Below are 20777 nucleotides of genomic sequence, written 5' to 3' on the forward strand. Positions count from 1 at the left end.
CAGTTCAGCGGCGCCCCGTCGCCGAGTGCACCCTTGAGCAGGGCGACGGCACGAGCCGCCCGGTCGCCGTTGACGACCTGGGCCGCTTCGCCGTCGAGGACCTACCCGCCGGTCCGGTCCGCCTGCGCTACCGGTCCGCGACCGGAGACCTGGTGCGGACCGCGTGGATCACGCCGTGAGCCCGACGAGGTCATGACGTCAGCGGCCGAGGGCGAGGAAGGAGAGGGCCGTCGCGGTGGCGACCGGATCGTCGGCGGCCTCGCCGCGAGCCGCGAGGAGCGCCGCGCCGAACGAGTCGCCGGCCCGCAGCCGCTCGTGAAAGCCCACCATCAGCGGGGTCGTGGCGGTGTCGTTGACCGGCACGACGCTGGCCAGCAGGCTCGTGGTGCCCAGCGGCACCAGCGCGCTGACCATGCCCAGGAGCTCGTCGGCCGCGACCGGGCCGGCGACGCCGGACTCGCAACTGGACAGCACCAGCCGCACCGGCGCCCGCCGGAGCCGGCCCAGGTCGTACACCATGAGCGGGCCGTCGTCGAGGGCGAGCGCGGAGAAGAGCGGGTTCTCCCGGTGGAACGTGCCGTGCGCGGCGATGTGCGCGGTCCACGCCCCGTCGAGGGCGGCCAGCGTGGCGGCCGCGGTGGCGGCGCCGTCGCTCAGCACGACCGGGTCCGGGTAGCCGGCCGCGACCTGCTTCACCTCGACCGAGGTCGCCGCAAGGCCGGGGCCGCCGACCAGGGCGACCCGGCGGCGTCGCGGCGCCGGCACCGCGCCCGCGCGCAGCCAGGTGGCGGCCGACGGGGCGACCGTCAGCGGCGCCCGGCGCAGCGCCGGCAACAGCGCCCACGGTACGGCGTGCAGCTGCGCCGGTGGCACCACGACCACCGGCCCATCGCCGACCGTGACCGGGCCGAGCAGGGCCCGCTGCAGGGCCACGCCGGTGCGGTCGAGCATGTCCAGCGCCCCGAGCGGCGGCCGGCCGTGGGCGAGCCGGCGCAGCGTGAACCGGGCGAAGTCCACCTCCCGGACCGCGTCGGCGACCGCCCCGATCCGGTGCATGCGGACCCGCTTGCCGACCACGGTCGTCGCGTACAGGACGCCGTCCACCGCGGTGATCTCCACGAGCTGGTGGTCGCCGAGGCCGTCCAGCAGCGCCGCCAGGTCGAAGCGGGAGAGCTGACCGGCCGACGCGCCGGCCGCGCGCCGGGTCCGCGACCGGATCGCGGCCTCCAGCCGGCCCCGGTCCTGCTCCAGGCGCGCGGTGGGCGCACCCTCCGCGTGCGCACCATCCAGCCGGCGTACGACGTCGCGCAGCGCCCCGAGCTCCGCGGTCAGCTCCGGGTCGTCGGGCGGCAGAGCCGGGGGTACGGCGAGCGCGCTGGCCCGCCAGCGTTCGGTCCAGCCGAGCAGCATCCGGGCGTCGCCCCGGCGGACGGCGTGCCGCAGCGCGATGGCGACCAGTTCGGTGCCGTACGCGGCGGCGTGCGCGCGCAGCTCCGGCGCCCCGAGCGTGCGCTGGTGCTCGGCGGCGGCGTCCAGCCCGCGCCGGCAGGCGACCAGGGTGGCCGCGGTGGCGCCGTGGCTCTGCGCCCGGATCGCGTGCGCGAGCCAGCCGGCGGCGTGCCCGAACGTGGGGCCCCGGTGCCGGAACCGCGCCGCCCGGGCCAGGTGCGCGTCGGCGTCGGCGGCGCGGCCCAGCTCGGCGGCGACCCGGCCGGCGAGCAGGTGCGCCGCCGGCGCCTCCTCGGCCCGTACCGCGTCCAGCTCGTGGGCGAGCCGGGTGGCCTGGCTAAGGAGCCGCCCGCCGCGCTCGCCCGCGGCGTACCGGGACTGCACGACGACGAACGCGGCCCTGGCCTGCCACCAGCGGCGGCCTTGCCGGCGGAAGAGGTCGCGGGCGGACGCGGCCCGCTCGGCGGCGTCGCGGGGCTGCCCGGCCGCCACCGCCGCGCGCGCGGCGGACAGCAGCAGCTCCGCCAGCTTGGTCGCCTCGCCGGTGGACCGGGCCCGGCGGACCGCCGCGTCGGCCACCGCGACCGCCTCGGCGGGCAGGCCAGCCGCGAGCAGCACCGCGCACCGGTCGATCGCGAGGTTCGGGCGGACGACGCCGATGGCCGCGTACCGCTCGGCCGCCTCGTCCAGGAAGCCGAGCGCCCGCGGCACGTCGCCGCCCTGCAGGGCCAGGTCGGCGCGGTTGTGCACGACCATCGCCGACTCCATCTCCTGCCCGGCCGAGGTGAGCAGGCGTTCGGCGGTCGCCAGGTCGCGGTCGCCGCGGGCGGCCTGGCCGAGGGCGGCGTACACGAGGAACCGGTGGGTGCGGGAGCGCGCCTCCCAGATCCGGTCGCCGCCGCGGCGCAGCAGGCCGATCGCCCGCCGCAGGTCGGTCAGCGCCTCGTCGTACTTGCCGAGCAGGCGCAGCAGGCTGGCCCGGCGCATCAGCACCCGGCCGGCGAGGACGCCGGTGCTGCCCGCGACGGCGGTGTCCAATGTGGCCAGACCCAGCGACGTGCGCCCGGCGAGCCCGAGGGTCAGGCCCAGCGTGGCCTGTACGTCGACCGCGCGGCCGGGCGAACCGGACCGCTTGGCCGCGCGCAGGGCCGCCCGCAGCTCGGCGATCGCCTCGTCGACCCGCCCGGAGTCGCGCAGGACGATCGCGCGGGCCTGATGGGCGATAGACCGGGTGCCCGCGTCGGGCTTTTGGGACAGCAAAGCGACGGCCTTGGCGATAGCGTCGGCCGGCCGGGACACCGCCAGCGCGAGCAGGGGCTCGTCCACGGGAATCATCGTAGAGGGGGAGGACGCAATGGCCGACAACGCGCGGTCGAAGCAGCAGATTCAGGCCGACCACATCATCCGGCAGCTTGGGGGCGGGACGTGGTGGGCGTCGGCCGCAACGACGGTGACCCGCCGGAGATGCAGTACCTGTACCGGAAGAAGCACATCCTGGTCCGCGAGCAGTACCTGGAGCCGGCGCGCCAGATCCTGCTGCGGTACAGCGAGAGCATCGGCGTGCCGCGGACGCGGCCCACCGATGTCCCGGACGTCGAGCGGGTGGTCGCCGGGGTCCGGCTGCTCCGCCTCGACGGGCTCGAAACCCTGGACGCGCTGCGGGTGATCCGCGACGGGGAGGAAAACCTCAACATCGCCGGCCTCGGCTCCGGGTGTGCGGCGCCGGACTACGTCGTACACATCTCCGGGGACGCCGCCAACTGCCCGGCCAACGAACCGGAGCCGGTGTCGGCGGGTGGCTCGCCGGTCCCGCCGCCGGCGGCCGACCCGGGCGCGGGCGCCGGGGTGAAGGTGCTGGTCATCGACACCGGGCTGGACAACACGATGCAGCCGAAGGCGCACTGGCTGCACGGTGTGACCGGCGAGCAGGATCGGCTGGTCAAGGCCGGCCCGCCCCGGACGCTGGAGCCGTACGCGGGACACGGCACGTTCATCGCCGGCGTGGTGCGGTCGGTCGCCCCGCGCGCGGAGGTGCGGGTGCTGAACTACTTCCCGCGGGCCGGCGCCACCTGGGAGTCGACCCTCGTGCAAAACCTGGACCGGGCGTTGCACGAGGAGTTCCCCGACATCATCAGCATGTCGGCCGGTACCCGCGCGCAGAACGGCGGGCTGCTGGCGTTCAACGTCTTCTGGGAGAACAGGCTCAGCCACTACAAGGGCGTGGCGCTGGTGGTGGCGGCCGGCAACGACGGCGAGCGGTCGTTCTTCTGGCCGGCGGCCTCGCCGTACACGGTGTCGGTCGGCGCGCTGGCCCCGGACGGGCGCAGCCGGGCCGACTTCAGCAACTTCGGCGGCTGGGTCGACGTGTACGCGCCGGGCCAGGACCTGGTCAACGCGTTCCCGAACGGGAAGTTCACCTACCAGGAGCCGCCGCACGTCGGGCGGGTGGAGCAGTTCTCCGGCATGGCGATGTGGAGCGGCACGTCGTTCTCCACGCCGCTCGTCGCCGGCCTGATCGCCGCGCGCATGTCGCGCACCGGCGAGAACGGCCGGGCCGCGGCGGCCGCCCTGCTCGCGCAGGCGCGGGAGCAGGCGGTGCCGGGCGTCGGAGCGGTGCTATTGCCGTAGCTGCGTGCACAGTTGGTCCAGCTCGTCCTCGGTGTTGTAGTAGTGCACCGAGGCGCGGACCAGGTCGGGCAGGCCGCGGGCGGCCAGGTCGTAGCGGGCGTACGTGATGGGGGACACGCTCGTGTTGATCCTGGCCGCCGCGAGCCGGTCCCGCACGCGCTCGGCCGGCTCACCGTCCACGGTGAACGTGACGATGCCGCAGCGCCGCACGCCCTCGTCGCGTACGGTGACGCCGGGCAGTGCGGCCAGCCGTTCCCGGAGCAGCGCGGCCAGCGCGGTGACCCGGGATTCGATCGCGGGAAGGCCCCAGCCGAGCGCGTAGTCCACCGCCACCCCGAGGCCGATCTTGCCGGCGTAGTTGGTCTCCCAGGTCTCGAAGCGCCGGGCGTCCGGGCGGATGACGTACTCGTCGGGGCCGTCCAGGTGGCCGCGTGCAGGTCCAGGAACGGCGGTTCGAGGCGCTCGACGAGCCGCTCCGAGACGTACAGGAAGCCGGTGCCGCGCGGCCCGCGCAGGAACTTGCGACCGGTCGCGGCCAGCATGTCGCAGCCGATCTCGCCGACGTCGAGCGGCAACTGGCCGGCGGACTGGCACGCGTCGAGCAGGTACGGCACGCCGGCCGCCCGGGTCAGCGCGCCGATCTCGGCGACCGGGTTGACCACCCCGCTGTGCGTGGGCACGTGCGTGATGGCGACCAGCGCGGCGCCCTCGACCCGCCGGGAAAGGTCCACAAGGGACGGCTGGCCGTGCTCGTCGGTGTCCAGCACCTCGATCCGGGCGCCGGTCCTCGCGGCCACCTGCAGGAGCGCGATGACGTTGCTGGCGTACTCGTTGCGGGCGGTCAGGATGCGGTCGCCGGGCCGGAAGCGCAGCGCGTAGAACGCCATGTCCCACGCGCGGGTGGCGTTTTCGATGACCGCGACCTCGTGCGGCCCGCACCCGAGGAGGCGGGCGATCGCGGTGTACGCGTTCTCCACGGCGGGCGAGGCGGCGGCGGCCGCCTCGTACCCGCCGATCCGCGCCTCCAGGCGCAGGTGGTCGACGACGGCGTCGGTCACCGCGGCGGGCGGGAGCGCCGCGCCGGCGTTGTTGAGGTGTACGACGTGCGCGCACCCGGGCGTCTCCCGCCGCGCCCGCTCAACGTCCAAGGTCACAGTGGCTCACTGGGCTTGGGCCAGGGTCACCGCGAACCTGCCCTCCGGGTCGGTCCACCAGTGCAGCGGCGCGAAGCCAGCGGCACTCAACTCGGCGAATACCCCTTCCCGCCGGAACTTGGCGGACACCTCGGTGTACAGCTCCTCGCCGGCCGCGAACGACACGTCCAGGTCCAGCTCTCCGATGTGGACGGTCATGTCCCGGTCGGCGCGCAGTCGCATCTCGATCCACTCCCGCTCGGCGTCCCAGAGCGCCACGTGGGTGAACGCCTCCGGGTCGAAGTCGGCGCCCAGTTGCCGGTTGAGCACGTACAACACGTTGCGGTTGAACTCGGCCGTGACGCCCTCCGCGTCGTCGTACGCGGCGACCAGGGCGGCCGGGTCCTTGACCAGGTCGGTGCCCAGCAGAAACCACTCGCCCGGTGCCAGCACGGCGTGCAGCCCGGACAGGAACTCGGCGCGCTCGGCCGGCACCAGGTTGCCGATCGTCCCGCCCAGGAACGCCACGAGCCGCGCCTCGCCGGCCGGAATCTCGTCCAGGTGCCGGGTGAAGTCGCCGACGATCGCGTGCACATCCAGGTCGGGGTAGTCCGCGTCGATCGCGGTGGCGGCCGCCCGCAGCGCCGGCTCGGACACGTCCAGCGGCGCGAACGCCCCGAGCGTGCCGTACCGGCGCAGCGCGTCGAGCAGCAGCCGGGTCTTGTCGGACGAGCCGGACCCCAGCTCGACCAGCGTCTTCGCGCCGGTCGCCGCGGCGATGTCGGCCGCGTGGGCGGTGAGCGCGGCCCGCTCGGCCCGGGTCGGGTAGTACTCCGGCAGCTCGGTGATGCGCTCGAAGAGCTCACTGCCGCACTTGTCGTAGAACCACTTCGGCGGCAGCCACTTGGGCGAGGCGGTCAGGCCGGTGCGGGCGTCCGCGCGCAGCGCCCGGCTCTGGTCGGCCTCGGTCAGATGGATGTCGAGCCTCACAGATCCTCCACTGTGTACGTCAAGGGGTCGGCCACGAGGAGCCGGCGATCGGGAACGGTCTGCCAGGCGGGGTCGTCGTCGGACGGCTCCGACGCGATGGTCACCGCGCCCGTTCTGGCCTGGATGGACAGTGAGTGCCCGGCCGTCGTGGCGTACGCCCGGCGGCCGCCGGTCAGGAGCAGGTTGAGCCGGGAGCCGGGCGCGGCGGCGGTCACCTCGGCCACGGTGGTGGCCAGGGCGGCCGCCGGGTCGGCGCCGCCGCGCAGCCGGTGCCGCACCAGCGCCCACAGCAGCGCCGCGTCGGTGGGCGCCTCCAGGGTGAGCAGATCGGTGACCGGCAGCCGCTCGGCGAGCTTGGCGACGCTGTGCGGCCAGCCCTTGACGACACCGTTGTGGCTGAAGAGCCAATCGCCTTCCCCGAACGGTGCGCAGGCGCCCTCGGCGACGGGCATGCCCACGGTGGCGGAGCGCACCGCGGCCAGGGTGGCTTTTGTTTTCACGACCCGGGCCAGCTCCGCGAAGCCCGGGTCGCTCCACATCGGACTCGCGCGCCGGTAGCGCACCGGGCCGTGGGGGGTGAACCACCCCACGCCGAAGCCGTCGGCGTTGATGGTGCCGCCGCCGCGCATGTCCCGGGGCGCCCAGGACTGGCGCAGCAGCCCGTGCGGCGGGTCGAGCAGCAGCGCCGCCAGGCTGACAGGTGGCCCGAGATAGGCCAGGTGCCGGCACATCAAGCCGCCTCGCCGGGCAGCGGGTCGCGGGCGCACCGGAAGCCGCTGAAGATCTGTCGCCGGATCGGGTAGTCCCAGTTGCGGAACGTGCCCCGGCACGCCGACCGGTCGGTGCCGAACGACCCGCCGCGCAGCACCTTGTAGTCCGGCCCGAAGAAGACCTCCGAGTACTCCCGGTACGGGAACGCGGCGAACCCGGCGTACCCCCGGAAGTCGGACGCCGTCCACTCCCAGACGTCGCCGATGAGCTGGTGCACCCCGTACGGCGACGCACCCTCGGGGTAGGCGCCGACCGGGGCCGGGGCGAGGTGCCGCTGGCCGAGGTTGGCGTGCCGCTCGGCCGGATCCTCGTCGCCCCACGGGTAGCGCCGGGACCGGCCGGTCGCCGGGTCGAAGCGGGCCGCCTTCTCCCACTCCGCCTCGGTCGGCAGCCGCTTGCCGGCCCACGCCGCGTACGCCTCCGCCTCGTACCAGCAGACGTGCACCACCGGCTCGTCCGGCACGATCGGCTCCCGCCGGCCGAACCGCGTGTACGTCCCGTCGCCGTGCCAGTGCATCGGTCCGGTCAGGCCGGCGCGCTTGCGATGCGCCCAGCCGTCCGGACTCCACCAGCGCGGGTTGTCGTAGCCGCCCGCGTCGACGAACTCCTGATAGAGCGCGTTCGTCACCGGCGCCCGGTCGATCAGGAACGCCCCGACCCGGGCGGTGTGCGCCGGGCGCTCGTTGTCCAGCGCCCAGGGCTCGGTCGACGTACCCATGCTGAAGGACCCGCCCGGGATCAGCGCCTCGCCGACGACGGGCGCGACCGGCCGCGGCGGCGGCGCGGCCGGCAGCACCGGCGGGCCCGCGCGCAGCTGGTGGGTGGCCAGCATGGTCTCGTCGTGCTGCTGCTCGTGCTGCACGATCATCCCGAACGCGAACCCCCGCTCCACCAGCGGCCGCCCCTCCAGCGTCACCGAGTCGAGCAGGTCCAGCACCTTGTCCCGCACCGTCCGGGTGTAGACCCGCGCCTCCGCCGGCCCCAGCAGCGGCAGCGCCGGCCGGTCCGCCCGCGGATGCTGGAACGCGTCGTAGAGGTGGTCGATGTCCGCCCGCACCGGCTCGCGCCCGCCCACGTCGCGCACCAGCCACAACTCCTCCTGGTTGCCGACGTGGGCAAAGTCCCACACCAGCGGCGACATCAGCGGGGAGTGCTGGCGGGTCAGATCGTCGTCGTCCACCGCGTCGGTGAGCGCCAGGCTGCGGACCCGGGCGCGGTCCAGTTCCGCGGCGACCAGCGTGCGGACGTCGGTGTCGGTCATGACAAGCCTCCTTGGGTCAGGCGTTCTCTGATGGCCTCGGCGGTCTCGGTCGTCAGGTCGGTGTCGGCGAGGGCCTCGCACGCCAGCGCCCGCAGTCGCGGCGCCACCGCCGCGATCACGGGATCGGCCAGGCCGTCGCGGGCGGCCTCCACCCACCGGTCCGCGGCGGGCGCGGCGATCGCGGACGCCGCGTCCACCGTCTCTTCCCGCGCAAAAAGCGCCGCGAGTACGCCGACGGGGGTGAACCAGTCGCCGGTGGGCTGGGCGTCGAGGTAGCGGACTTCCAGGTAACCCCGGGCCCGTACCGGCGTGAAGAGCGTGCTGAGGTGGTAGTCCAGGTCGTCGTAGGTGGGCGGCCGGTCCGGGGCGCCGGGCACCCCCGCGACCCAGTCCGCGAACGTGACCCGCCCGGGCACGTCGCGAACCCCGTCCCCTTCGCGCACACAGAGCACCGGCGTATCCAGCACCCGCCGCGCCCACGCCCCCACGGCCTCCGCCCCCGCGCCCCCGCCCTCGCCGCCCTCGCTGCGTCCGCCGCGCTTCCCTCCGCGCTCGCTGTGCTCGCCGCGCTCCCCGCGCTCGCTGCGTCCCCCGCGCTCGCGGCGCCTGCGGCGCCCGCGGCGCCCGCCGCGCCTTCCCCGTCGATCAAGGGCGAATGGTCGTGGTTTGATCTCCGATCCGCGACCGTTTGCCCTTGATCGGCGTGGAAGTCCTTGATCGGCGGTGGCGGGTGGGTGCGGCTCGGGTCGGCCCCGAACCACGTCCGCACCCGGTGTGACGCCCACCCGGTGTCGCGGCCGGCGTGCCGGGGCGAGTTGGCGAACAGCGCGACGAGGACCGGCCCCACCGCGTGCAGCGCCGTCCAGCGCGCGCCCACCCGTTCCGGCGTGCCCGCGTCCAGGCACACCTGCAGGCCGGCGCTCCCGCACATCCACGCCCGGCCATGCGGGCCCAACCGATCGAAGGCACGTTCCATCGCCGTGTAACGCGGTGTGTGCAGGACGCGCCGGGCCGGTCGGTGCGGATCGCAACCGTGGTCGCCGAGGCGCAGGCCGGCGCTGGCGAGCCGCTCCGCGACGAACGCGATGTCGGCCGCCGTTCCGGCGTACAGGCTGCTCAGGGAGGCTGCCGGTGGGGTGGAGATCTCCACCTGACCACCGGGCTCGACGGTGACAGCGCCGCCGTACGGCAACGGGTCGTGTGGACTGTCCGGCCGCAGGGTAGGGGGCGCGTGGTCACCGAGCGCCGCGGCGAGCGCGGCGGGGTCGAGAGGGCGGGTGGGGTCGTCGGTGTGGTGCACAGTCCACTCGAGCTCGATGCCCACGTGGCGAGGTGGCCCGGTCTTGAAGCAGACCTTCCCGACATATCCCTCCGCGCCGGCCCGGTCCGTGACGACCGTGCCAGCTACTGGCTCGTCCGTTACCGATTCGAGATATGACACGGAGCCGACGCTACCTCGCGGGTACGACAACCACCCGCCCTCACCCCCCTCTTCACCCCTTCTTCACCCCCTTGCGCCTCTGCGCCCTCTCCCCCTCTCTGCCCCTTCTCTGCCCCGCCCGCCCCGCCCGCCCCGCCCCCGCCTCGTCGATCAAGGGCATATGGTCGTGCTTTGATCTCCAAACCACGACCATTTGCCCTTGATCGACGCGGAATCCCTTGATCGGCGAGCCGGGCAGGGCCGGAGTGGGCGGGCGGAGCGGGGCAGTGCCCCAAAGGGGGCCCTATGGGGCGTCCCGACGTGAGTAGGGCGCCCCTATACCCGCGCTGACCCGTACAGGGGTGCCCTGCTCACGTCCGATCACCCAGGAGGGGTCCCCTACTCGCGGGTCACCCGCGGCCCGCGGCGCGGGGTACTCGCGGTCGGACGCGGTCACGTCGAGGCCCTCCGCACGGCCGCCGCCCGCCGCCTTCCGCGTCCCGCCGATCAAGGGATTCCTCGTCGATCAAGGGCAAACGGTCGTGGATTGGAGATCAAAGCACGGCCATATGCCCTTGATCGACGAGGCGAGGCGGGGCGAGGCGAGGCGGGGCGGGGCGAGGCGAGGCGGGGCGGGGCGGGGCGGGGCGAGGCGGGGCGAGGCGAGGCGGGAGCGGAGCGGGGCGGGGGCGGGGCGGGGGCGGGGCGGGGGCGGGGGAGAACACTGGGGCCGCGCTGGGTGGGTGGCTACGGGCGTGGCTGTGGGGGTGGGGGGTCGGTGCGGCGGGAGAGCTCGGCTAGACCTACCAGGTCGTCGGGTTCGGCGTCGGGGACGTCGCGGTCGAAGTGGGCCAGGACCGGCCGCCGCAGCGACAGCACGACCAGCGCGCCCATCGCCAGCCCGCACAGGAGGTAGAGCAGGCCGGTGCCGCGGCCCGCGCCGACGCCAATCACCGCGCCGACCGTGCCGGCCAGCGGGCCGTCCGGGTTGACCAGTGGTTGCAGGGCGGCGCTGGCCAGCGGCGCCAGCGCGTACCCGAGGGAGAGCACCGACAGCGCGACCATCTGGTTCAGTGCGATCACGCGGGCGTGGAAGCGCTGCGGCACCTTCGTGTGGATGATCGTGATCCAGGCGCCGTTGACCAGCACCAGCGCGAACGACAGGCAGAACGTCCCGGCGGCGATCAGCGCCGCCGAGGGGCGCAGCCCGGAGACCGCGGCGCTGGCCGCCACACCGGCCGCCGCCCACAGCAGGCCGCGCATCCGGTGCCGCTTCGGCCCGCCCCACAGGGCCATGACGAGGCCGCCGGCCACCGCCCCGGCGGCGGACACCATCGCCACTCGCCCGGCGTCGGCCAGTGAGCCCACGGCCAGCACGAGCGGCGAAACCAGCACGAGTACGGCGGCCAGCGGCGCGTTGAGACCGACGAAGAACAGGAGCATGGCGCGCAGTCCGGGGCGGCGGAAGAAGTAGTGGTAGCCGCCCCGGATCTCGGCGAGCACCGTTTCCCGTCGCCGCCAGGCCAAGGTGCGCGGGAAGCGTACGGCCAGCAGCACGGTCACGCACACCATGTAGCTGGCCACGTCGAGGAGCAGGATGCCGAGCATGCCCAGCGAGTGCAGCAGCGCCACCGCCACCAGCGGTACGAGGAACTGCGCCGCCCCGGTCGCCAGCTGCACGACGCCGTTGGCGTGCCCGAGGTAGTGCTTCGGCACCAGCTGTGGCACCGCGGAGGTGTATGCGAGTCGCTGGAGCGTCAGCGCGACGGACAGCGTGGCCAGCAGTCCATAGAGGACACCCGACGCGAGTACCCCGGAGGCCAGCAGCAGGGCCAGGGCCGCCTGGATCAGTCCAGCCAGGACGCTCGCCCCGATGAGTACCCGCCGCCGGTCGCCGCGGTCCACGATGGCCCCCGCGAGGGGTGCCACGAGGATGCCCGGCAGCAGGCCGGCCACGGCGAAGAGGGCGAAGCGCAGCAGCGAGCCGGTCTCCAGGTAGGCCCAGATCGGCAGCGCGAACTCGGTCAGCGCCGTACCCGTCATGGACACCAGTTGCCCGGCCGCGACGGCGAGGAAGCGGGCCATGCTGGGGCGCGGGCCGGCCACCGCGGCCGTCGACGGGGAGGAGGGCACCGGCCCGGTCACGATCCGCGCCAGCTCAGACGCACGGTACTTGAGGAAGTAGTGCCCGGCCTCGTCCAGCACCACCAGGCCGGTACGCGGGGTCAGGAACCCCCACTCCCGGAAGCGCTCCTGGTAGTAGTCGGTGCCCGGGTCCTTCTCGCCGACGACGGACACGATCGGCGCCCGCAACGGCGCCGCCCGGGAGGCCAGCAGCGCGGTGAAGTAGTCCTCGGCCTCCTCGGCGTCGCGCCGCATCGCCCGGATCAGGTGCCGCCGCTGGGCCGGGTCGAGCGCGCCCACGTCGGCGCCCATGGACTGCAGCCAGTTGGCGTACACGGTGTCGGACCGCAGCCGGGACAGCCGCGCCAGCAAGGAGATCCGGGGGCGCGCGAACGGGAAGACGCCGCCCAGATACACCGCTTCGAGGGTACGGCCGGACGCCTCCAGCCGGCGGGCGACCTCCACGGTCAGCGCCGCACCCGGACCGCAGTGTCCATAGAGGACCAGCGGGCCGGAGACCCGGCGCAGCACCTCGTCCGTCACGCGGGCTGCCACCTCGGCGAGCGGCAGCGGCTCCTCCTGCACGCCGACGTCGTGTCCCGGCACGGCGACGGAGTACAGCGACACCCCGTCGGGCAGGGCGTCGGCGAGCGGCTGGTAAACGATCGCGCTGGCCCCGCCGTACGGCACGCAGACCAGCGACAGCGTGCGGGTGGCCGCCGGGCGGGTCAGCTCGTGCAGCAGCGGGCGCGGGCCGGACCGGTCGCCGAGGCCGGCCAGCCCGCGCGGGGTCGGGTGCTTGAAGAGGTCCATCGCGCTGACCGGAAAGGGCAGCCGCCCGCGCAGCCGGCTCACCACCTGGATCGCGAGCAGCGAGTGCCCGCCGAGGGCGAAGAAGTCGTCCTCCGCGCCGACCCGCGAAACGCCCAGCAGCTCCCGCCATACGGAAGCGATGGCCTCCTCGACGGGCCCGTCGGGCGCCACAAAGGCGTCACCGCGCGCGGCGACAGCGGGAGCGGGCAGCGCGCCGCGGTCCAATTTGCCGTGCGCCATCCGCGGCAGCGCGTCCAGCCACACCGCCGCGGCCGGCAGCATGTACTCCGGCAGCGTCCGCGCGAGCCGTTCCCGCAGCGCGGCGAGCGGGAGGTCCGGAGTGGACGCCCGCTCCAGGTACGCCACCAGCCGCTCGCCGTGCACGACGACGGCCGCCTGGGTCACCTCGGGCAGCGCGGCGAGGGTGGCCTCGATCTCGCCCAGCTCGATCCGGTAGCCGCGCAGCTTCACCTGGTGGTCGCGCCGGCCCAGGAACTCCAGGTCACCGCTCGGCAGCCAGCGCGCCAGGTCGCCGGTGCGGTAGAGCCGCTGGCCGCTTCGCGTGTGCACGAACCGCTCGGCCGTCAGCGACGGCTTGCCCAGGTAGCCGCGGGCGAGCCGGTCACCGCCCAGGAAGAGCTCGCCGACCGCGCCCACCGGCACCGGCCGGAGTAGCCGGTCGAGCACGTGCGCCTCGGCGTACGGCAGGGGGCGGCCGATCGGCGTGGTGACCGAGCCGGGATCCACGTCGGGGCGCACCGGGTACGTGGTGACGCCGACCGTGGCCTCGGTCGGTCCATAGTGGTTGACGACCTCGGCGGAACCGAGCGATGCGAGCTCCCGGGTCCAGTCCGCCCGGGACGCCTCGCCGCCGAGCACGAGCGCGCGCCGGGGGAGCAGGTCGCGGGCGGGCACCTCGGCGGCGAGCGTGGCCAGGTGGGACGGGGTGAGCTTCAGGTAGTCGATCCGGTCCGCCGCGATGCGGGCGGCCACCTCCTGGGCGGTGGACCGCCGGTCGATCAGGTGGACGCAGCCGCCGGTCGCGAGCGCCGGGTAGAACATGGTGACCGCGAAGTCGAACGACAGCGACTGCATCAGGCCGAAGCGGGCACCGTCCACGATGGCCAGCCGGTGGCGTATCCCGTCGAGGTAGCGCACCAGCTGCTGGTGCTGGACGGCGACGCCCTTGGGCTGCCCGGTGGAGCCGGAGGTGTAGATGACGTACGCGAGGTTGTCGGGCGTCGCTACCCCAGCCAAAGGCGCCCCGGCCAACGGCGCCCCAGCGGGACCCACCACGTCGGTGACCACCCGGCCGGTATAGCCGGCGAAGAGCCCGGCCAGTTCCGGCGTGGTGAGCAGCACGCCGGCGCCCGCGTCGTCGAGCAGGTACGCCAGCCGGGCCGGCGGCTGCTCCGGGTCCAGCGGCAGGTACGCGCCGCCCGCCTTGAGCACGCCGAGCACCGCCACCGCCGAGCCGGTGGACTGCGGCAGGCAGATGCCCACCCGCGCGTCCGGCTCGACGCCGAGCGCGCGCAGCCGCGCCGCGAGCCCGTTCGCCAGGCTGTCCAGCTCCGCGTACGTCAGCGCGGCCGCGCCGTGCACCACGGCCGGCGCGTCGGGCGTGCGGGCCACCCAGCCGTCGAACGCGTCGGTCAGCAGCGCCGGTGCCGAGTCCACCGGCTCCCCGAGGCTGAACCGCCGCAGCACCACGTGTTCGTCGGGCGACAGCAGGTCCAGTGTGGACAGTGGTAGGGACGGATCAGCGCACGCCTGGCGCAGCAACGTCGCGTAGCGCCCGAACAGCCGCGCCACGGTGCCGGCGTCGAACAGGTCGGTGTTGTAGGTGACCGTGCCGACCAGCTCGTCCCCGTCGTGGTGCAGGTACAGGGCCAGCTCGTGCCGGGTGGTCGCCGGCGCCACGTCGAACGGGCCGAACGCGAGCGAGCCGCGCCGGGTCGAGGGCGGCTTGGCGTAGTTCTGCATCGCGAAGCTGACCTGGAAGACCGGCGGCCGGCGCACGTCCCGGGTCACCTTCAGCTCGCTGACCAGCCGCTCAAACGGCAGCTCCTGGTGGGCGAACGCGTCGATGGCGGCCTCGCGTACCCGGCCGAGCAGCCCGTCGAACGTCGGGTCGCCGGCCAGGTCGGCCCGGAAGACGACCGTGTTGACGAACAGCCCGACCAGGCCCTCGGTCTCCGGCTGTCCCCGCCCGGACACCGGTACGCCGACGCCGAAGTCGTCCTGGCCGGCGTACCAGCCCAGCAGCGCCTGGAACCCGGCCAGCAGCACCATGAACGGCGTCGCGCCGCGGGCCCGGCCGACCGCCGCGAGGGCCGCGGTCAGCCCCGCGTCGAGCCGGAACGTGTGCACCGCGCCGTTGGCGGTCTGCTCGGGCGGGTAGGGGCGGTCGGTCGGCAGCTCCAACGCGGGCACCCCGGCCAGCCGTTCCCGCCAGAACGACAGGTCGCGCCCGGTCGAGGTCAGCGCCCGCTGCCAGCGTGCCCAGTCGCCGTACCCGATCGGCAGTTCCGGCAGCCCGGCCGGGCGGCCGGTGCGCGCGGCGTCGTAGAGCGCGCCCAGTTCGTCCAGGATCAGCTCGGTGGACCAGCCGTCGCTGACGATGTGGTGCATGGTCAGGCACAGCACCCGGTCGTCCGGCCCGATCGTGACCAGCGCCGCCCGGAAGAGCGGCCCGGCGGCCAGGTCGAACGGGACGGCCACCTCCCGGGCCAGCGCGTCGGGGAGTCCAACCGGGTGAGCGGCACGGGTCCCGGCGTGGCCACCTCCACGGTGGGCTTGCCGTCCACAGTGGCCGGAAAGCGCATCCGCAGGCTCTCGTGCCGCGCCACGAGCGCGGCCAGCGCCGCCTCCAGCGCGTCCTCGTCGAGCGGTCCGGCGATCCGCAGCGGCAGCCACATGTGGTAGGTCGCGGTGCCCGGCGCGTACTGCTCCAGGAACCACATCCGCTCCTGGGCGTACGACAGCGGCGGCGGGCTGCCGTCGGCGCACCGGGCGATGGCCGGCGACGCCGCACCCGCGGCGCGCCACCGCTGGGCGAGCGCCGACGTCACAGGGCCAGCTCCTCGAGCGCCTCGGTCAGGTCGGCCACCGTCGGGTGGGTGAAGAGCAATCGCACGGGTACGTCGAGACCGGTCGCCGCGTTGATCCGCCCGATGACCCGCATGGCGTGCAGGGAGTGGCCGCCGAGCGCGAAGAAGTCGTGGTGCACGCCGACCTTGTCGAGCCCGAGCACGTCGCCGACGACGTCGGCCACCAGTTCCTCGCCCTCGGTCCGGGGCGGCACGTACGCGACCGGCGGTGGCGGTGCGGCGGCGACGGCCATCGGCGCGGGCTCGGGCACGCTGGCCAGCACGGCCTCGGCGACCGGGCGCTCGGGCCCGGTCGCGAGCATCCGGAGCAGGTCCTGGAACTGGGTGGCGAGGGCGGCCACCGCGTCCGCGGCGAACCGGCCGGCGGCGTACTCGAAGACGAGCTTGACCTCGCCGGTGCCGGTGGGCAGCACGATCAGCGTGAGGTCCACATGGGAGTTGCCGGCCGGCACGGGCAGCACGGTCGCGGACAGGCCGGCCCACTCGATGTCGTGCAGCCGGTAGTCCTGCATGTTGAAGCCGAACTGCACCAGCGGCGGCCGGCCCGGTACGCGCGGCGGAGCGAGCGCGGCGACCACCGCCTCGAACGGCGCGTCCTGGTGTGCCAGCGCTCCCGCGACCGCCTCGCTGACCCGCCGCACAGCGTCCGGGAACCGCGGCTCGCCGTCCAGGGCGGCGCGCACCGCGACGATGTTCGTGAAGTCGCCGACCACCCGCTCGGTGCCCGGCTCGGTGCGCCCGCCGACGAACACGCCGACCGGCACCTCGGCCCGCCCGGTGTACCGCCCGAGCAGGAGCTGGTACGCGGTGAGCAGCACCGGTCCGAGGCTGAGGCGGCCCGCACCGCCGCCGGCCGCGACGAGCCGGTCGACGAAGTCGGGGCCAGCATCCTGACCTCCTCGGCGAGGCCCGGCGCGGGCGACGCGGGCGGTGGCAGCGGCAGGTCGAGCGGCGCTCCGATGCCGTCCAGTGTGGACCGCCAGTACGCCAGCGCCCGCCCGAGCCCGCCCGCGTCGAGCCGGCGGCGCTGGTGCGTGGCGACGTCCGGGTACTGCACCGGGTGGGTGTCGAACGCCGGCCCGCCGCCGGTCTGCCGGGCCTGGTACGCGGCGGCGATCTCGCTGGTCACGATGCCGAGCGACGCGGCGTCCAGCACGAAGTGGTGGCCGGCGAGCAGGAGCACGTGCTCCTCCGGGCCGACCCGCAGCACGGCGGCCCGCACGAGCGGCCCGCGCGCGAGGTCGAACGGCTCGGCCCGCAGCCGCGCCACCCATTCCTCCGCGCCTGCCGAGCCGGCGAAGTCCACCAGCAGCGGGGCGCGCAGGCCGCCGACGATGCGCTGCCGGGGCTCCTCGCCGCCCGGCACGGGCACCGCCCGCAGGCCGTCGTGCCGGGCCACCACCTCGTCGACGGCCGCCGCCAGGGCCGGCACGTCGAGCGGGCCGCGCAGCCGGATCGCGGTGGCCACGTGCGCGCTGTCCGGGTCCACCTGAGCCGCCAGCCAGGCCCGCCGCTGATTGACCGAGCAGTCAACGACCTGCTCGCCGGTCGTGCGGGGCGGGCGCGGCACCGGCCGCAGCCGCTTGAGGAGCAGGGCCCGCTGCTCCGGCGTGAGCTGGCCGATCCGGTCCCGCACGGTGTTAGATGGTTCGCTCGCTCGCGCGGCGCTCAAGGCGCCGTCTTCCCTCGTCGCTGCGCTCCTCAGTCCAGACGCCGCCGCGCCAGCTCGCTCGCTCACGCCGTCCTCCTTCGTCCGCGGTCGTGGGATCGTGGGCGGCCGCGTGGACGCGCCCAGCAGCCCTTCGAGCCGGTCGCAGGCGGCCTCCACGGCGGCCGCGGAGTCGACGAGCGGCGCGCGCTGCCGGTTGCGGGCCGCGTACCCGGGGTCGTCCAGCACCCGGGTCAGCAGCGCGGTGGTCGCGTCGGCCGTCCAGCGCGCGGCCGGCAGCCACTCGGCCAGGCCCAGCCGCCGCAGCCGCGCGGCGTTGTCCGGCCGGTCGGTGCCGTGCGCCAGCACCACCTGGGGTACGCCGGACGCGATCGCCCGCGCGCAGGTGAGCACCCCGCCGTGGTGCACGACCGCCGCCACCCGTGGCATCAGCGTCCGGAACGGCAGCGCCGGCTGCCAGTGCACGCCGTCCGGCAGCGCCTCGGGACCAGGTCGCGGTGCCGGCAGACCAGGATGCCCGGCCGGCCGGCGCGGGCGCACGCCTGCGCCGCGACCCGGTACCACTCCTGGTGCAGCAGCTGCCCGGACCCGCCGGTGACCAGGACCGGCCGGCGCTCCGCCGGGACGCCGTCGGCCACCAGCGCCGCCACGTCGGGCGGCAGCTCGCCGGTCTCGGCGTCGTCGTGCAGCACGAAGCCGGGCAGCGCGGCCCCGGCGGGCGCCGGGTCGCCGGCCTCGTCGAACCAGTCCGGCCACAACCCCAGCTGCAGGTCGGCGGAGTTCAGCCACGGCGCCCAGTCGTCCACAGCGGACAGTCCGGCGGCGGCCCGGACCCGGTTCGCCGGCCCGGCCAGCGTGCGCGGGAAGAGCCGCTCGGTCAGCGGCACCGCCATGAACAGCGTCGGCGACAGCGCCAGCCAGGCCGCGGGTACGCCGTACGCCTCGCGCAGCATCAGCACGGACAGGCCGGAGGTGTGCCGGCTGACCGCCACCACCTGGCCCGGGTCGCGCTCGCGCACCAGGGCGGCCATCGACTCGTACTCCTTGCGGATCTGCTCCCACAGGCCGTTGCGCTCGTAGTAGTCGGCCAGGTGGTTGACGTCGGCGAGCACGTTGAGCAGCAGGTGCTGGGCGTCGTGCAGGGTCCGCGCGTACGCCTCCTCGGTGTCGACCGGCACGAACGCCAGCCCGGCGGCGCGGGCCGTCGCGCCGTAGTACTCGTGGGTGTGCAGCACCACCTCGTGACCGCGGGAGCGCAGGGCCTTGCCGATCCGGATGAACGGCAGCACGTCGCCGTTGGTGCCGTAGGTGCTGATCAGGAAGGTACCCATGGCCGATGTCAGCGGTCCGCGTCGAGCAGCGCGCGGACCTCGTCGTCGGTGAGCTGTTCCAGCTCGGCGAGCAGGTCGTCCAGGTCCGCGGACTGGTGTTCGCGGATCGTGCGGGCGATGTCGGCCACCGTGAACGCGTCGGTGAAGAGCGCGTCCACGGGCAGCTCCACGCCGAAGTCGTCGCGGACCCGTACGGCGAACCGGACCAGGGCCAGCGAATGGCCGCCCAGCTCATGGAAGTTGTCATGCACCGACGAGGGTGCGAAGTCGAGCAGTTCGGCCCAGATCCGCGCCACGTGGGCCTCGGTCGGGTCGTCGGTCTGGATGGCGGCGGCCGGCGCGGCCGCCCGGCGCGCGTCGACCGCCGCCAGCACCTGGGCGGCGGTGGTGCGGCCGCTGGCGATCCGGTGCGTGGTGTCAGCTGGCGCTCGCTCCGCCAAAGGCGCGGCCGCCGTCGAGAGCTCCGCCGTTGGCGCCACCACGGGCGGCTCGTACCGGGCCGCCAGGGCATCCGATGTGGACACCAGGAACGCGTCGCCGTCCCGCCGTACGCCCGGCAGGCCGGTGAGGAAGTCGTACGCGGGGCGGTTGCGGTCGGTGGGCGCGTAGGCGAGCGCCACGTCGGCGAGGCCGCGCTCCCGGGCCAGCGCGCCGAGCACGGCCAGCACCCGGTGCTCCACGCCGCGCCCCAGCACCCGGCAGCTGAGCAGGAACGTCTCCACGGCGAGCCGGTCGCCCCGGGCACCGTGGACGACGACGCCCACCTGGCCGTACGAGCCGAACCGGTCGGCCACCTCGACCACCAGTACGTCCACTGTGGTCAGCTCGGCGGCGGTACGGCGTACCGTGGTGAGGTTGAACTGGTTGGTGCGCTGGGTGAGCTGCGCGGTGCGGCCGGCGTCCGCGGGCGCCATCGGCCGTACGTCGACGACCAGGCCGAGCCCGTCCAGGAAGCTCGCGAGCGACGGCGCTTCGGTCCGCGCGGCCCGGCGCTGGGCCTCGACCCGGTAGCGGTCGGCGCGCCGCTCGTCGTCGGCGGTCACCCGGACGTGGTCGAGCGGCCAGCAGTGCCGCAGGTACGGCACGACCGCGTCCGCCGCGGCCGGCAGCGCGAGGGCGAGCACCTCGGGGTGGGCGGCGCGGACCTCGGCGACCTCGACCGGGTTGTCGTCGAGGAAGACGAACGAGTCCAGCCCGAGGTCGAGCTCGGCGGCCAGCGCCGCGAGGTTGGCCGACTTGGGCCGCCAGTCGATCCGGTGCGCGGTCACGTGCTCCGGGCGCAGCACCATGTCGGGGTGGTCGGCCAGCACGGCGAGCACGTCCGCCTCGGTGTTCTTGCTGCACAGGGCGATGAGGCGGCCGGCGGCGCGCTGGGCGAGGAGGAACTCCTGCAGCGCGCGGCGCCCCGCCGGGACCCGCACCCCGAGCACGCCGTCCTCGCCGACCACGCCGTCCCACAGCGTGTTGTCGGCGTCGACCGCGATCACCTTCGGGCGCGGGGTGAGCCAGGCGTGCACGGCGCGGGCCACGACGGTGCCGAGCGCCGCGAACATCGCCCGCGTGTAGGGCACGTCCGCGGACCGCTCGCCGTACGCGTCGAAGTAGTCCGCCACCGGGTACTGGTCGGTAATGTCGGCGCTCGTGATTACCCGCACCCGGGCGTCGCCGGCCAGCGCCGCCGCGAGGTGCGCCTCCGCCGCCGCGCCGTCCGCCCCGGGCGCGGGCGGGCAACATACCACCAGGTGGGGAACCGCCGCCGTGCCGGCGCTCTGCCGCACCGCCTCGGCCAGCTCGTCGGCCCCGGCGAGGCCGTCCCGCCACTGGTCCACCCGCACGAGTACGACGTTGGCGCCGCGGCGGTTGCGGGCGAGCGGGCCGTCGCCGTCGAGCAGCGCCTGAAACACCTGGTTGTACGGCGCGAACTCGGTCCGCGCGGGCACGCCCCACTCGTCCCACCAGTGGCTGAGCACGTCGTCGATCGGGTCCGCGGTGAAGCTCGCGGCGATGGCAAGGCGCAGTGAGTCCACTGTAGAAGGTCCCCTCGTGAGACGACGCCGAGCGTGTGGGAGCGCTCCCAA

Annotated in this window: 12 protein-coding genes and 3 pseudogenes; 1 reads left to right on the forward strand and 14 read right to left on the reverse strand. The window is 74.9% G+C overall.

What is annotated here, in order from left to right; translation table 11 throughout:
- Positions 1-198: 198 nt before the first annotated feature.
- Positions 199-2775: a CHAT domain-containing tetratricopeptide repeat protein gene (locus tag Prum_RS37865; protein WP_173081491.1), complete on the reverse strand. Its 2577-nt coding sequence runs from the start codon at positions 2773-2775 to the stop codon at positions 199-201.
- Positions 2776-2874: 99 nt separating this feature from the next.
- On the opposite strand from Prum_RS37865, the gene Prum_RS37870 reads away from it, so the two are divergent.
- Positions 2875-4077 carry a S8/S53 family peptidase gene (locus Prum_RS37870; RefSeq protein WP_173081493.1) on the forward strand — a complete coding sequence of 401 codons (1203 nt, stop codon included), beginning with the start codon at positions 2875-2877 and terminating at the stop codon, positions 4075-4077.
- Here Prum_RS37870 and Prum_RS52585 read toward each other — a convergent pair.
- The 13 genes and pseudogenes from Prum_RS52585 to Prum_RS37920 all read right to left on the reverse strand — a co-directional run bounded on the left by Prum_RS52585 (position 4066) and on the right by Prum_RS37920 (position 20726).
- Positions 4066-4671: an aminotransferase class V-fold PLP-dependent enzyme gene (locus Prum_RS52585; protein ID WP_246278683.1), complete on the reverse strand. Its 606-nt coding sequence runs from the start codon at positions 4669-4671 to the stop codon at positions 4066-4068. The two genes, Prum_RS37870 and Prum_RS52585, sit on opposite strands and share 12 nt — an antisense overlap.
- Positions 4584-5231, reverse strand: a pseudogene (locus Prum_RS52590) (aminotransferase class V-fold PLP-dependent enzyme); the annotation flags it as partial. The pseudogene Prum_RS52590 and the gene Prum_RS52585, both read right to left, overlap by 88 nt.
- Before the next feature lie 6 nt (positions 5232-5237).
- Positions 5238-6200, reverse strand: a complete 963-nt coding sequence (gene egtD / locus Prum_RS37880; RefSeq protein ID WP_178132680.1) for an L-histidine N(alpha)-methyltransferase — start codon at positions 6198-6200, stop codon at positions 5238-5240.
- Complete coding sequence (gene egtC / locus Prum_RS37885) at positions 6197-6931, reverse strand: ergothioneine biosynthesis protein EgtC (RefSeq protein WP_173081495.1); 735 nt, start codon at positions 6929-6931, stop codon at positions 6197-6199. The genes egtD and egtC overlap by 4 nt, the downstream gene beginning before the upstream one ends.
- Positions 6931-8232, reverse strand: coding sequence for an ergothioneine biosynthesis protein EgtB (gene egtB, locus Prum_RS37890; RefSeq protein ID WP_173081497.1), 1302 nt, complete (start codon positions 8230-8232; stop codon positions 6931-6933). Before egtB ends, egtC begins: the two co-directional genes overlap by 1 nt.
- Positions 8229-8720, reverse strand: coding sequence for a glutamate-cysteine ligase family protein (locus Prum_RS52595; RefSeq protein ID WP_178132681.1), 492 nt, complete (start codon positions 8718-8720; stop codon positions 8229-8231). The genes egtB and Prum_RS52595 overlap by 4 nt, the downstream gene beginning before the upstream one ends.
- A 206-nt stretch (positions 8721-8926) precedes the next feature.
- A pseudogene (locus tag Prum_RS37900) lies at positions 8927-9673 on the reverse strand (glutamate-cysteine ligase family protein); the annotation flags it as partial.
- Between the two features lie 726 nt (positions 9674-10399).
- Positions 10400-15310 carry a non-ribosomal peptide synthetase/MFS transporter gene (locus Prum_RS54105; protein ID WP_218577560.1) on the reverse strand — a complete coding sequence of 1637 codons (4911 nt, stop codon included), beginning with the start codon at positions 15308-15310 and terminating at the stop codon, positions 10400-10402.
- Positions 15223-15660 (reverse strand): condensation domain-containing protein, encoded by a 438-nt coding sequence (locus tag Prum_RS54110; RefSeq protein ID WP_218577561.1) that lies wholly within the window; start codon positions 15658-15660, stop codon positions 15223-15225. The genes Prum_RS54105 and Prum_RS54110 overlap by 88 nt, the downstream gene beginning before the upstream one ends.
- Complete coding sequence (locus Prum_RS54115; protein ID WP_173081501.1) at positions 15657-16517, reverse strand: condensation domain-containing protein; 861 nt, start codon at positions 16515-16517, stop codon at positions 15657-15659. The genes Prum_RS54110 and Prum_RS54115 overlap by 4 nt, the downstream gene beginning before the upstream one ends.
- Positions 16518-16621: 104 nt before the next feature.
- A pseudogene (locus Prum_RS52615) lies at positions 16622-17908 on the reverse strand (condensation domain-containing protein); the annotation flags it as partial.
- The gene (locus tag Prum_RS37915; protein WP_173081503.1) at positions 17797-18699 is read right to left on the reverse strand and encodes a glycosyltransferase; all 903 of its coding nucleotides are present in this window, start codon (positions 18697-18699) and stop codon (positions 17797-17799) included. The gene Prum_RS37915 and the pseudogene Prum_RS52615, both read right to left, overlap by 112 nt.
- Positions 18700-18707: 8 nt before the next feature.
- Entirely contained in the window at positions 18708-20726 is a 2019-nt protein-coding gene (locus tag Prum_RS37920; RefSeq protein ID WP_173081505.1) for an HAD-IIIC family phosphatase, read from the reverse strand.
- Positions 20727-20777 lie beyond the last annotated feature (51 nt).

Origin of the sequence: Phytohabitans rumicis (assembly GCF_011764445.1) — a bacterium.
GTDB classification, from domain to species: domain Bacteria; phylum Actinomycetota; class Actinomycetes; order Mycobacteriales; family Micromonosporaceae; genus Phytohabitans; species Phytohabitans rumicis.